At 51.8% G+C, this 14,500-nt stretch carries 10 protein-coding genes; 1 reads left to right on the forward strand and 9 read right to left on the reverse strand.

Annotation, left to right across the window (positions count from 1 at the left end; all coding sequences use genetic code 11):
- On the forward strand, positions 1–1,323 hold the full coding sequence (locus tag ACR9Y8_RS20050) for a vanadium-dependent haloperoxidase (RefSeq protein ID WP_481215028.1): 1,323 nt from the start codon (positions 1–3) through the stop codon (positions 1,321–1,323).
- 337 nt (positions 1,324–1,660) lie between these two features.
- Here the strand turns inward: ACR9Y8_RS20050 and preA are convergent, their stop codons facing one another.
- The 9 genes from preA to ACR9Y8_RS20095 form a co-directional block, all read right to left on the reverse strand.
- The gene (gene preA / locus ACR9Y8_RS20055; RefSeq protein ID WP_481215029.1) at positions 1,661–2,929 is read right to left on the reverse strand and encodes an NAD-dependent dihydropyrimidine dehydrogenase subunit PreA; all 1,269 of its coding nucleotides are present in this window, start codon (positions 2,927–2,929) and stop codon (positions 1,661–1,663) included.
- A gap of 18 nt (positions 2,930–2,947) precedes the next feature.
- Positions 2,948–4,294, reverse strand: coding sequence for an NAD(P)-dependent oxidoreductase (locus tag ACR9Y8_RS20060; RefSeq protein ID WP_481215030.1), 1,347 nt, complete (start codon positions 4,292–4,294; stop codon positions 2,948–2,950).
- 31 nt (positions 4,295–4,325) lie between these two features.
- A complete protein-coding gene (locus ACR9Y8_RS20065; RefSeq protein ID WP_481215031.1) occupies positions 4,326–5,192 on the reverse strand; it encodes a nitrilase-related carbon-nitrogen hydrolase in 867 nt (288 codons plus the stop codon).
- Positions 5,193–5,210: 18 nt separating this feature from the next.
- Complete coding sequence (gene hydA, locus ACR9Y8_RS20070) at positions 5,211–6,593, reverse strand: dihydropyrimidinase (protein WP_481215032.1); 1,383 nt, start codon at positions 6,591–6,593, stop codon at positions 5,211–5,213.
- Positions 6,577–8,088 carry an NCS1 family nucleobase:cation symporter-1 gene (locus ACR9Y8_RS20075; RefSeq protein WP_481215033.1) on the reverse strand — a complete coding sequence of 504 codons (1,512 nt, stop codon included), beginning with the start codon at positions 8,086–8,088 and terminating at the stop codon, positions 6,577–6,579. Before ACR9Y8_RS20075 ends, hydA begins: the two co-directional genes overlap by 17 nt.
- An 18-nt stretch (positions 8,089–8,106) precedes the next feature.
- A complete protein-coding gene (locus ACR9Y8_RS20080; RefSeq protein ID WP_481215034.1) occupies positions 8,107–9,465 on the reverse strand; it encodes an aminotransferase class III-fold pyridoxal phosphate-dependent enzyme in 1,359 nt (452 codons plus the stop codon).
- Positions 9,466–9,497: 32 nt separating this feature from the next.
- Complete coding sequence (locus ACR9Y8_RS20085) at positions 9,498–10,955, reverse strand: CoA-acylating methylmalonate-semialdehyde dehydrogenase (RefSeq protein ID WP_481215035.1); 1,458 nt, start codon at positions 10,953–10,955, stop codon at positions 9,498–9,500.
- A 101-nt stretch (positions 10,956–11,056) separates the two neighbouring features.
- A complete protein-coding gene (locus ACR9Y8_RS20090) occupies positions 11,057–13,138 on the reverse strand; it encodes a T9SS type A sorting domain-containing protein (protein WP_481215036.1) in 2,082 nt (693 codons plus the stop codon).
- A gap of 18 nt (positions 13,139–13,156) precedes the next feature.
- Positions 13,157–14,317 carry a carbohydrate-binding protein gene (locus tag ACR9Y8_RS20095; protein WP_481215037.1) on the reverse strand — a complete coding sequence of 387 codons (1,161 nt, stop codon included), beginning with the start codon at positions 14,315–14,317 and terminating at the stop codon, positions 13,157–13,159.
- Positions 14,318–14,500 lie beyond the last annotated feature (183 nt).

The following is a 14,500-nucleotide window of genomic DNA, read 5'->3' on the forward strand; positions in this document are numbered from 1 at the left end:
ATGCGGAAATGGTTATCAGGATTATTGTTATTATGCCAGCTGGGATATGCCCAGCGGCCGGCTGCTGATTTCAGGGATAGGATTCAACCCGCTGTATTTGCTCTCACCATGGTAATGCTCCATGATGTGGTAAATCCACCAGCCGCCGCCCGCTATTATGCTTATTGTACTGCAGGGGCCTATGAGATCGTAGCGCTCAACAACCCGGATATACCACGGGGCAATGCTTATATGAAATCCTACCCCAATGCTGCTATTAATACAAAGTCCGGAGCTTACGACCACCGTATAGCAGCCGTTTATTGCATACTGGAAACAGGCCGCTTGATGCTGCCCTCGGGTTTCATGCTGGAAGAGCAACAGAGAAAGCTCCTGCAGGCACTGAAGAAAGAGAAAATAAAAACCGCTGTTATCGATAGTTCCGTGGCCGTGGCTAAAACAGTGGCCTTACAGATGGTGAATTGGTCTAAAGCAGATAATTACGGTAAGCTGAGCGCCCGGCTGCGTTATACGCCTGTAAAGGGCGAGGGCTACTGGTATCCTACGCCGCCGGCCTATATGGAAGCGGTAGAGCCGCATTGGAAAACCATCCGGCCCATGATCATCGATACCTGTGATGAATTTGCGCCACCGCCTCCGGTGCCTTTCAATAAAGATACCAGCAGCGCCTTCTATGCACTGGGTAAAGAGGTGTACACGGTTTCACTGCACCCCAGCCAGGAAGAGCTGACCATCGCTTCTTTCTGGGATTGTAACCCCTTTGCCGTATCTACCGCCGGGCACATGGCCATCGGGTTCAAGAAGATCACTCCCGGCGGCCACTGGATGAACATTGCGAGCATCGCTGCAGAGAAGGCCGGACTGGATTTTGACCACTCCATATTGTTGCATACGCTGACCGCCATGACAGAAATGGATGCTTTTATCAGCTGCTGGGATGAAAAGTACAGAAGCAACCGTATCAGGCCCGAAACCTTTATTAACCGCTATATAGATATCAAGTGGAAGCCTTTGCTGCAAACACCTCCTTTCCCGGAGTATACCAGCGGGCATAGTGTAATGTCTACCGCTACCGCCGGTGTATTGACCTATCTGCTGGGAGACAGCTTTGCCTTTACAGATGATTCAGAAGTGATGTTCCAGATCCCTGCCAGGAATTTTACCTCCTTTATGCAGGCGGCTAATGAAGCAGCCATCTCCCGCCTGTACGGGGGGATCCATTATCGTGATGCTATTGAAAAAGGACAGGACCAGGGAAAGAAGATCGGCGACAAGATAGTGGAGAAATTAAAAGCAGCAGGCGTGAAGCCGGTGAGCCCCTGAAGTTGATCTACAGTAAAAAAGGGGGCCGGCCTGAAGGCCCGCCCCGTTCTCATTCACTGTTCTATCAAAAAACGGTTTATGTATCGTCGGCCTGTTCATCTAAACAGGTACAATAGTATACGGTAGTTGCTACGGATTAGTTGCCTTCCAAGGATGATAGTGGAAATTAGTCTCTCTGGTTTACGATTTTACGACCCCTTTGCTCTCTGGTGCCAGTTATAAAACGATTTAGCACAATAAAACCAAACCTAATCAAAGTTTTCAGAACAATCAAGAGTCCGTTTGACACTTTTTCAGATTTGCTAAAATACAATGGGTTTATGGGAAAAAAATATAATTAATGGTCATTCAGTGGCAGGCCTCTTTTCTGGTACTCCTGCCAGTTGAGATATTCCGCTCCTTTCCGGTGCTCGTCCATGCTGATGCAGTCTTCTACCGGGCAAACCAGTTTGCAGAGGTTACATCCCACGCATTCCGCGGCTTTTACGGTATAGGTATTATAGGGTTTACCGTAAGATAGATTGATAGCCTGGTGCGAACCATCTTCGCAGGCAATATAGCACAGCCCGCAATGAATGCATTTATCCTGGTTGATGTTGGCGATAATGTGGTAGTTAATATCCAGTTCTTCCCATTTGGTGATGGTATTTACTGACCTGCCAATGAAGTCATAGATGGTGGCAAAACCTTTTTCGTCCATCCAGTTGTTAAGTCCTTCACAGAGATCTTCTATAATGCGGAAGCCGTGCTTCATGGCGGCTGTACATACCTGTACAGTAGTGGCGCCCAGCAGCATAAACTCAGCGGCGTCTTTCCAGGTGCTGATGCCGCCGATACCAGAAACCGGCACGCGGGAAGTAAGAGGATCCTGGCTGATGGTGGTAAGCATTTTCAGCGCAATGGGCTTTACTGCAGGGCCGCAATAGCCGCCAAAAGCAGATTGGCCTGCTACGTTGGGGTTGGGCACCAGGGTGTCAAGGTCTATACCGGTTACTGATTGTATGGTGTTGATCAGCGATAAGGCATTGGTACCCGCCTGCACCACCGCCTTACCGGTGGGTACAACAGAGTGCACATTCGGCGTTAGTTTGGTGATAACAGGAATAGTGGCCTTTTCCATCACCCATGCTACTACCATGCGGGCAATCTCCGGGTCCTGCCCTACGGCGGAGCCCATGCCTCTTTCGTTCATGCCGTGCGGGCAGCCAAAATTAAGCTCAATACCGTGGGCGCCGGTATCCTCCACTTTTGCGATCAGTTCGTGCCAGCTCTCACGGTCGTTATCCGCCATGAGTGAAACCACCATCGCCCTGTCAGGGAACAGTCGCACACATTCCCTGATCTCCCGGAGGTTGAGCTCCAGGGGCCGGTCGCTGATCAGCTCAATGTTATTGAAACCCATTACCCGGGTATTGTTATAGTCTACCGCCGAGTAGCGGGAAGAAACGTTCTTGATCTGGGAGCCCAGTGTTTTCCATACCACACCGCCCCAGCCGGCTTCAAAAGCGCGCAGCACATTGATCTTTTTATCCGTTGGCGGCGCACTAGCCAGCCAGAAAGGATTGGGCGATCTGATGCCAAGAAAGTTTGCTGAAATGTCTGCCATGTGAATAGCTTTAAGCGCTTAGCTGTTGGCGCTGATATAATCAAGTATTGCCTTTGCTCCATCTTTACCTGCCTGTACGGCATCTACTACTTCTTTACCTCCGTTCACGCAATCGCCCCCGGCAAATACGCCGGGCAGATTGGTGGCGCTGTGTTCATTAATGTTGATCTTTCCCTGCCGGTGTTGCAATTGTTCTTTGTTCACCAGCGCTTCAAACGGTGTTTGTCCTGCAGCTTTGATCACCATATCCACTTCCAGGGTAAAGGTCTCGTTCGTTGCTACCGGTGAGCGGCGGCCGCTGGCATCCGGTTCGCCCAGCTGCATTACCCGGCATAGCAGGCGGGAAACTTTGCCGTTATCACCTTCTATGGATTGAGGAGCAGAAAGCCAGCGCAAACGGCAGCCGTCCAGTTTTGCAATGTCCAGCTCTGCTTCCGTACAGGGCATTTCGTCCTGTGTTCTGCGGTATACAATGGTCACTTCCCGGGCGCCCAGGCGTTTGGCCTGGGTAGCGGCATCGATGGCCGTCATGCCGAGGCCTATCACAGCTACCTTGTCGCCCACCGCAACGGCGGGATAGCCTTTGGTCCGGATATCATAAATGAAGCTGATAGCGTCTACTACCCCTTCCAGCTCTTCTCCGGGTATGTTCAGCTGCCTGGCCAGGCCTACGCCGATACCCAGGTATACGGCATCATATGCCTGCTGCAGGGAGCTCAGTGTAAAATCTTTGCCCAGTTCCTGGTTGTAGCGGATCTCTATGCCGCCCAGGGAGGTAATATAATTCACTTCCGCTTCGCAGAACTCGGGCGTTACCTTATAGGCAGCAATGCCGTAGGTCATTAAGCCTCCACCCTTGCTTTCCTTTTCGAAGATGGTCACATCAATACCTTCCCGGGAAAGTACATGCGCGCAGCTAAGCCCCGCAGGGCCTGCGCCAACAACGGCTACCTTCTTACCGCGGGATGGTTTGCGCTCAAACAGTTGCCACTGCGCGCTGATGGCTTTTTCAGTGGCGTAGCGCTGCAGTTTGGCGATAGGGATAGGCGGCTCATGCAGCAGGTTGTATACGCAGGAGCCTTCGCAGAGCTTTTCTACCGGGCATACTTTTGAACAGCCACCACCCATAATATTGGCGCTGAAAATAGTGTGTGCCGATCCTTTCACGTTATCCGTAGCGATCTGCTTAATGAATTTAGGCACGTCAATGCCGGTGGGACAGCTTTTAATACAAGGGGCGTCGTAGCAAAACAGGCAGCGGTTGGCTTCTACCAGCGCTGCCTCTCTGTTCTCAAAGGGCGGATGGATGTCCCTGAACTGTGCTGCATACTCTTCAGCTGTCAACCTGTTGTTCACAATAGCCATTACGTCGCATTTGATTTATAGAATGGAGCCATTACAACTCTGTCAGTTTTCCATATGTTTCAGGCCTTCTGTCGCGGAAGAACTGCCATACATTCCGTACCTCTTCTATCTTGTCGAGATCAAATTCAGCGATCAGCAGTTCGTCTTTGTCTTCAGATGCCTGTGCAAATATTTGTCCGCGGGGGTCCACGAAATAAGACGAGCCATAGAACTTGCCCAGGTTCCAGGGCTTTTCTTCGCCTACGCGATTGATACATCCCATGAAGTAACCGTTGGCTGCCGCATGGGCCGGCTGTTCCAGTTTCCAGAGATATTGTGAAAGACCTGCAACGGTGGCAGAAGGATTGTATACGATCTCTGCGCCGTTCAGTCCCAATACCCTGGCCCCGTCCGGAAAGTGGCGGTCGTAACAGATGTACACGCCTATCTTTGCATAACGTGTCTGGAATACCGGGTAGCCCAGGTTGCCGGGCTTAAAGAAGAATTTTTCCCAGAAGCCGGAAGTATGCGGAATATGATTTTTACGGTACTTGCCGAGGTAGGCGCCGTCCGCATCTATCACCGCTGCGGTGTTGTACAATACGCCGGCCTGCTCTTTTTCATATACAGGCACTATCATCACCATGCCGTATTTTTTTGCATAGGCCGCCATTCGTTCCGTAGTAGGCCCGGGAACAGTTTCAGCAGAAGCATACCATCTGGCATCCTGCCCGGGACAGAAATACGGTGTGCTGAAGATCTCCTGCAGACAGAGGATCTGCACGCCTTTTTCTCCCGCTTCTTCTATCAGGGGAAGATGCTTGCGGATCATGGCTTCCTTGATCTCTTCAATGCTGCCTTCGCCTTCCGTTTTGGGTAAGCTCATCTGGATCAGGCCTGATTTAATGATTCTGGGCATAATGGAGGTGTTTGGTGATTAGATCTTTCCGTTGACTTTATGACGTTTGATGAACTGTCCGTATCCTTTTTCCGCCAGGCACTCACCGTCGTTAACCACTACTTTTCCGCGTAGCAGTACTGTTTTTATTTTGCCGTACAGTTCCCATCCTTCGTAAGCGGAATAATCCACGTTCATATGATGGCCCGCCGCCGTAATGGTATGTTTGGCCTGCGGGTCGAGTATGATAATATCTGCATCGCTGTTCACGGCAATGGTGCCCTTGCGCGGGAACATACCGAAGATCTTTGCCGGATTCGTGCTGGCCACTTCTACGTATTTGTTAAGCGTGATCCTTCCCTTGTGCACGCCTTCGCTATACAACAGTTCCATGCGGTGCTCAATGGCAGGATGCCCGTTGGGGATCTTTGAAAAATCATCTTTCCCCATCAGCTTCTGCTCCCATTTAAAAGGACAATGATCAGTGGCCACTACCTTTACCAGGCCCTGGTTGATGCCCGCCCATAAGGTTTCCTGGTCTTTCTTTTCGCGGAGCGGAGGGCTCATCACCCATTTGGCGCCATCAAAGTTCTGCTCATATAAAGACGCATCCAGCAGCAGGTACTGGATACAGGTTTCCACGAACACGTGCTGATTACGGCGGGTAGCCTGGCGTACGGCATTCAGCGCGCCCTCGCAGGTAAGGTGCACAATATAGCCAGGGCAGCCGGTGTAGTTAGACATATCAGTAAAGCGTGCGCTGGCCTCTGCTTCTGTTACTTCCGGCTGGGAGAGGTAGTGATACAGCGGCGCCAGTTTCCCTTCGGCTTTATGTTTGGCAATGAGGTAATCGATCATATCGCCATTGGTGGCGTGCACCGTCACCATGCCACCCTGTTTCTTTACTTCCTGCATCAGTCCTGTCATCTGCCGGTCGTCTATCATCAGCGCCCCCTTATAGGCCATAAAAGTTTTGAAAGAGGTGATGCCTTCATGGGTGACCATTGTCTGGATCTCCTGGCGGGTTTGATCGTTGAAATCAGTTACCGCCATGTGGAAGCTGTAGTCGCTGAGGCAATTGCCATTTGCGCGGGATTGCCATTCTGTTAATGCTTCGCGCAGTGAATGCCCCTGCTTTTGCAGCACAAAATCGATCACCATGGTGGTGCCGCCATGTAAAGCAGCCCTGGTACCGGTTTCGTAATTGTCGCTGGAGAAGGTGCCCATAAACGGCATATCCAGGTGCACGTGCGGATCAATACCTCCGGGCATCACCAGCATACCGTCTGCTTCTATCACCTCGGTAGCAGGGATAGACAGCTCTCTCCCGATCAGGGAGATCTTCTCTCCTTCGATGAAAATGTCTCCTACATAATCATCGCCTGCGGTGATGATCCTTCCGTTTTTAATCAATAGCGACATAAGACGAAGTTTCTTTGATGGTGGCAACGCCGGGCTTGTAAGCCTGCATCAGCAGCATATAGGCAATACCGCTGACAAGGAAACCTACAAACCAGGCATAATAATACAGGTGTGCGATCCATTGTGGCACCGCATCTGCTGCTAATACTTTAATGGTGACCAGGAAGCCGGGCACATTGGGCAATACCCCGATGAGCAAAGCAACAATGGCGGGTATATTGAAGCCCCTGGTAAAACTATAGCTGCCTTCGTGACTATACAGGTCTTTTGTGCGCAGCTGTTGTTTACGGATGAAATAGTAATCAGTGATCATGATACCGCCAATGGGGCCTAACAGGCTGGAATAGGCCAGCAGCCAGGTAAAGATGTAACCGGTAGGATCGGCAATCAGTTTCCATGGCATGATCAGCACACCAATGATACCGGTAATATACCCGCCTGTGCGGAAATTGATCCGCGAAGGCCAGAGGTTGGCAAAGTCGTTGGCAGGACTTACAATGTTAGCGGCAATGTTAGTGGCTAAAGTGGAAATCGCTACTGCAATCATCGCCAGCGTTACCAGCACTTTACTATCAAACCTGCCTGCCAGTACCAGTGGGTCCCATATCGTAGTACCGTATACGATAGTAGTAGCAGAAGTGACTACTACGCCGATGAATGCGAACAGCGTCATAGAGGGAGGCAGGCCAATGATCTGCCCTCTTATCTGTGCCTGCTGACTGGTGGCATAGCGCGTAAAATCAGGTATATTCAAAGACAGGGTAGCCCAGAAACCTACCATACCGGTGAGCGCGGGGAAGAAGAAGGTAAAGAACTCATTGCCGGTTTTGAAACGGGAGGGTTGCTCCAGTATCGGGCCTAATCCATTGCCTGCGTTCACCGCCCAGCATAAGAGCGCCAGCGCTGCCAGGGGCAGAAAGATTGCTTTGAACACCAGCAGCTTGCGGATGCTTTCCACCCCCAGGTACACTACATACATATTCAGGAACCAGAACAGCACAAAGGTGATCGCCGGTCCTGTCTGCAATCCAAGCGAAGCGGGAAATATCGCCGGCAATGTTTCCAGCGCCGGGATCCAGAGCCGCAGCAATTGATACAAAGCAAAGCCGCCTATCCAGGTTTGGATGCCGAACCATCCGCAGGCCACAATAGCACGCAATATAGCCGGTATATTAGCGCCTTTGACTCCGAAGCTGGCACGGGCAAAGACCGGGAAAGGAATGCCGTATTTAGCGCCTGCATGCCCGTTCAGCACCATCGGGATCAATACAATGGTATTACCCATGAAAATAGTGAAGATCGCCTGCCACCAGTTCATCCCGCCTTCTATCAGGGAGCTGGCCAGCATATAGGTGGGGATACACAGGCTCATGCTGATCCATAATGCAGCGTAGTTCCACGTGTTCCAGCTTCGTTGAGACGGGGGAACAGGCGCCAGATCCTCGCTGTAAAGCGAAGAAGGCCCACTGATAGGTGTTGTGGTAACTTCCTGCATGATGGTATATTTTACAAACTATTGCACGTAAGCCTGGTCTGCGATGGAGATGGCGTCGCTGATCATAGCCAGTCCTTCATCCACCTGCTCTTTGGTAATGCACAGAGGTGGTGCTATAAAAACGTAGTTCCAGCGTACAAAGGCGTACATGCCCAGTTGTTTCAGCCTGGCTGCCACTTTGTTCATCACGGCCATTTCTTCTGCGCCGGCATTGAAGGGCGCCATCGGCTCTTTGGTGGCACGGTTCTTTACCAGCTCAATACAGCCCAGCAGCCCGGTGTTCCGGAAATCGCCTATGCTGGGATGCTGTTGCTGCATCAGGGCCACCTGCTGATCAATATAAGCGCCCATAACAGCAGCGTTGTCTATCAGGTGCTCATCCTCATAGATCTGCAGCACCTCTACGCCTGCTGCGCAACATACGGGGTGGGCTGAATAGGTAAGGCCCAGCCACAATATCTTATCATCAAAATAGCTGGCTATCTGATCGCTGACCATCAGCGCGCCCAGCGGTAGATAACCGGCGGTAATTCCTTTGGCAGTAGCGATCATGTCAGGGGTCACACCATGCAGATCGCAGGCAAACCATTTGCCGGTGCGGCCAAAGCCGCTCATCACTTCATCTGCGATCAGCAGGATATTATACTTGTCGCAAAGGGCGCGTACTTTCTGTAAATAATCCGGCGGGTATTTAATACAACCGGAAGTGCCGCTTTCGCCTTCCATCAGGATGGCGGCAACGTTCTCCGGTCCTTCAAACTCGATCACCCTTTCTATATGGCTCACGCATTCGCGGGAGCAGGAGGTAATCTCCTTGCCCCAGGGGCAGCGATAGCAATAGGGATCTTCCACGTGAACGATATTGGGCGCCTGCTGCGCGTCGTGCGGCAGTTTGCGCGGGTCTCCGCCGGCTGTCATGGAACCGTAGGAGGCGCCGTGAAAAGCGCGGTAGCGGGCAATGATCTTGTGTCGGCCGGTATACAACCTGGCCAGTTTGATGGCGTTCTCAATGGCTTCTGCGCCGCCGGTAGTGAACAGTGTTTTGGGAAGACGGCCGGAGGTGATGTCTGATAATCTTTTCCCCAGTTCGCCCCTGGCGCGGGTTACGCAGCCGGGCGTCACATAGCTCACCTCCTGCATCTGTTTCATCACGGCATTGGTTACGCGCTGGTTGCCGTGGCCAATATTAACGTTGATCAGGCCGGAGGAGAAATCGAGATAACGCTTACCGTCGTAATCATACAGGTAAACGCCTTCCGCATGTTTTACGGCAATGGGTGCGATCCCTTTTTGCCTGCTCCAGGAAAAGAGGGTATGGTCGAGGTTGTCCTGAATAACCTGCTGTGCGGCTGACAGGGTAGCTGTTTCCGGCGTCATAGCATAATGTTTAATGAGTAGTCGTGCTTTATTTAACTCATCCAGTTCACGCCCGCTTCAGGATTCCATTTGGTAGTTGTCTTTTTGAGTTTTGTCCAGAATTCAATGGAGCTTTTACCGGTAATGTCGCCAACGCCAAATTTGCTTTCGTTCCATCCTCCAAATGAAAAAGGTTCGCGGGGCACGGGTACGCCTATATTTACGCCTATCATGCCGGCGCTGGCTTTCTCAATAATATAACGCGCAAGGCCGCCGTTCTGCGTATATACGGCTGCCGCATTGCCATAGGGATTGGCGTTCTCTATGGCCAGCGCTTCGTCTACGGTATTCGTGCGCAGGATGCTGATCACCGGCCCGAAGATCTCTTCCCGGGCCACTGCCATATCCGGCGTTACATAATCTATTACGGTGGGCCCTACATAAGAACCGTTCTCTTTTCCTTCTACCACGGTGTTGCGGCCATCTATCAGCACGCGGGCGCCCTGCTGCTCGGCTTCCGTGATATAGCGTTCTATTCTTTCCCGGGCTTCCTGGCTGATCACCGCGCCCAGGTTTTTGCCGGGCACCACTTTCCCCGCTTCGGCGCATATTTTGTCAACGATATGATCCACATCGCCTACCGCTACCATGGCAGATGCGGCCATACAGCGTTGTCCGGCGCAGCCGCTCATGGAAGCTACCACGTTTTGCGCCGTCATATCCGCCTTGGCATCCGGCAGCACCAGCAGGTGATTCTTGGCGCCTCCAAGGGCCAGGCAGCGTTTCAGCTGCTGGGTGGCGCGCTGGTACACCAGCTTGGCCACGCGGGTGGATCCTACAAAGGAAACAGCTTCGATACCGGGATGATCGCAGATGGCGTTCACTATTTCACTGTCCCCGTTCACGATATTGAAAACCCCGTCAGGCAAACCGGCCTCTTTCAGCAAAGCGGCAATACGGGCCAGGCTGAGGGGTACTTTCTCAGAAGGTTTGATGATCATGCAGTTGCCCAGGGTAAGGGCATTGGGGATGGTCCAGTTGGGCACCATGCTGGGAAAGTTAAAAGGCACGATAGAGGCCACCACTCCCAGGGGTACGTGCTCTGTTCTGCACTCCACACCTTTGCTCACTTCCAGCACCTCGCCGGTAATCAGTTGAGGCAGGGAAGTAGCAAATTCTGTGAGCTCTATACATTTCTCTATTTCGGCAATCGCTTCCCCCAGGGTTTTGCCGTTCTCCTCGCTTATCAGCTGTGCCAGTTCCTGGAGCTCGCGCTCCAGCAGGAATTTATAGCGGAAGAACACCTGCACACGCTCTTTGATCGGGGTTTTGCTCCAGGATAGAAAGGCTGCCCGGGCGGCGTTAACAGCATCATCCAGGTCACTGGCGGGGGAGCAGGGCAGGATAGCCAGTGCTTTACCGTCTGAGGGAGATATTACGGGGAGCGTACGGGAGGAATTAATATCTCTAAACTGGCCGTTAATAAAGTTCTGAACCGGGGGGTACTTCATCGCCTTTGCTTTAGTTATTTAATTTAGGCTATTTTCCGCAATAAAAAAAGGGACCCGGTACAAGACCGGGCCCCGTAGGTGACATAGGCTTGGGATATCTATTAATGTTTGATCACCTTGCGGGTGATCACTTCAGTGCCTAAGTAGATCTTCACGAGATACATGCCGGTGGGCAGGCCGGAAAGATTAATAGGCTGACCATTGGTTACCCGCTGGGCAGGCCTTACTTCAGAGCCGCTTACGCTGTATACTCTTACATAATATTGATCCGTTACATTATTTACTTTGATATACAGCTGATCCCTGAACGGATTGGGGGAGAGCTGTACGGTTATTTCTTTGCTGCCTCTGTCGTTAGCCAGTGTGCTGGCTTCGGATTTGGCAATGCCGCTGGTGCTGCTAACCGCTTTGCTCAGCGTAGCAGGGGCAATGGCAGTAGAAGGCTGTATCACCAGGGAAGTAGCCCAGTCATTCAGGTTCAGCGGCTGACCATTCAGTGAAAGGTCTGCCAGGCAGGAGAAATCACTTCTGAACACATAAGCATTACCGCCAAAATTGATATCCTGGTACAGGATCACTTCATAACCGCTATTCACTTTCAGCGAGGATATAAAATCGTTCGGTATGCCTTTGGCGGCCAGGTCTGCCATGTTATAGCTGCCCGGGGCCAGTGCTGCAGAAATGCCGGTATAATTGCAGTTCTCATACACCGTTACCACTGCGTTGGAGCTGCCGTTGGCGATAGTACCGCTGATGGTATAGTAACCCAGTGAACCGTAGTTGGAATAACCATCGCTGGCAGGATTACCTGCACCGGTTCCGGTTACCGCTACATAGTAAGTACCTGCTGCCAGTGAAATATTGATGGAAGCAGGCAGGCCGCTGGGGTTGGAAGTGGTTACCACGCTGCCGCCGCTGTTATACAGGGTAACAGCAATATCCAGGTTAGGATGTTTGGCTGCAGGCGCAAAGTTCAGGGTAGCATTGCCGCCGCTGGTAGAGAAAGACAATACATCTATATCGCCGGTACGGCCAATGATGCCGGAAGTGCTTACACTGCCGGTACCGCTCACGCCCAGGGGAGAAGCGGTGGCAATGGTATTGCCGTAATCATCGGCACGGTAACCTACGCCATAGGTGGCGCTGGAAATTTTTGCCAGGTCGTCTTCCGTGTTGTTGGCACTGGTATATTCACCTTTGCTCCATTGCACAATAGGCCTGTAATAGCCTACACCCATGATGGGCGCCCAGCTGCCATGACCCTGGTAGTAACCTTCTGCAGGAGAATTACGGCCGTCGTGGCCCAGGCCAAAGGTATGACCTACTTCATGTGAAGCGGCATCGCCGGCGCCTTTTACACCGCCGTTAAACACCCAGCAGGGAGTATCATCGTTCCAGTTAAAAGAACCGATATAGGCAACGCCACCTGCGCCGGGCGCAGCGGTGTTGGTAGGGGTGAATACTACGCGCATCCTTCTGTTCTTGGGATAGCTGTTAAAAACAGCTTCGTTGGTGGTCACGTTCAGGTGAAAGGGTTTGTAGTCTTCACTCACCAGTTCCCATACATCCAGCATTTCTGCTTCGCTGAGTGTGGCGGGAGCTGCATCGATGGGGTTGCCGTTGTTCCAGGGAGTGCCGGAAACATATTGCCCGTCAAAATCCAGCAGCACACAACCATTGCCGCCGGGGAAGCTTTGCAGGTTGGTGGGAACGGCTGCTGCGGCTACTCCGGAAGCGGCCTGTGTTGCAGCCGGGCCTTCCTGGTAGTTGATGCACAGTACTTCGTTGATATTTACTTCTTTCACAAAAGCATTCCCCGCATCATCGGAGTAATAGCGGTATGCTTTCTGATTTTGACGTAATACGATGTTACCGTCCAGCTTTCCGTCTTTCATACGTACGAAGAAAGAAGATCCGGGTGTGCTGGCTATTTCACCGGCCATGAACTCTTCATTGGCGCCGGAAACACGGTAATTGACCTTTGCGTTTAACGTGGTATTGGCGGATGTTTTTAATTGTGCTCCGCTGACAAATTGCTGTTGCCTTGCGCCGGCCTGCCTGAATTGCTGTACCAGTGTGGCCGCTTTACCCAGCGGTACCGGTTGGTGGTCCTGCGCAAAGATGGAGATAGAAGAGGTGAGCAGTGCAAATAAGGCTGCAGTGAAGTTTAGAATTGGTTTCATAAGATCAATTTAGAGGGTTTATAATCTGGTGAAACGGAACCAGTTGATGTTCCATCCGCCTGATACGGCAAAAATGCCTGGGTTATAAGTACCCGCATTGATGTATACCGTCTGTGAGATAGTGGTCCAGTTCTGCCATCCACCGGTATTCGGTATATCCAGCGCACCCAGTACAATAGCGCCTGCGTTCAGGTCCTGAGACAGTCTGCCGCCGCCATTCAGGCTGGCTACGCGGTAGTCGATGCGATAGTTGCCCGAAGTAGGGATGGTGATAGATGGATATGCCATCCAGTCGTTAGCTTCGATATAACCTACATTCTGGCCGCCTTCAGAGCAGGCTTCTGTTTGTACGCCGTTCTGCGCGCTGAAGCTTTCTGCTTCTATGGTCTGGCTCCAGGGTTGCGGGTTGCCGCCGCCACCACTTTGGTATACCCTTACGTAGTCTACATACATCTTCGCAGGGAAGGCATTGTTATCAATGTTGAAGCCGGGCCAGTTACCGCCAATGGCGAAGTTGAGCAGGATGAAGAAATTGCGGTGGAATTCTTCAGTGCTGTTAATGTTGTTCTGGATATTGGCTTCATTGTATTGTACGCCGTCCACAAACCATTTAATGGAAGAAGTATTCCACTCAATGGTGTAGGTATGGTAACCGGTAACGTTCGTGGGCGTACTGCCGCTATAGGAGGCATGTTCGCCTGCAGGGCCGGTCCAGTGGATGGTGCCCACTGCATTCGGATCTGCGTTAACATGTTCCATGATGTCGATCTCTCCGCAGGAAGGCCATCCCACGGTGCCGATATTATCGCCCAGCATCCAGAAAGCAGGCCATGCACCCGAGAACGCGGGCATCTTGATACGGGCTTCTATTTTACCGTATGTCCAGGATTTTCTGCCTTGGGTTTTCATCCTGGCAGAGGTGTAGTTGAAGCCGCCGAAGCTTTCACGTTTGGCGGTGATCACCAGCTGACCGTTCTCGATAGTGGCGTTTTCACGACGATAGTATTCCAGCTCGTTATTTCCCCAGCCGCCGGAGCCGTTGCCGGTCTCAAATACCCAGTCAGGGCCGATGCTGTTGTCGAACTCGTCCTGCCAGACCAGCTGCCAGGTTTGTGAGAACGCTGCCAGCCGCATCGTGCTGAGCGTTATCAACAGTAACAGAAATTTAATTGGTTGCATAATACGTGGGTTTAATGTTCGAAATGGTTAATGGATTCATAAAGTGAGCGGAGCGTGAGAATAATGGCCCCGCTGGCGGAAGCATTGCCAACGGGGCGATAGTAACTGAAATGGATAAGGTTCCTGCATATGGTTAAGTGTTTAATGGTTCGAGGGATAGATAAGAGCCGATACTTGTTGAGA

It is taken from the genome of Chitinophaga sp. SVR4-12A (genome assembly GCF_056754765.1).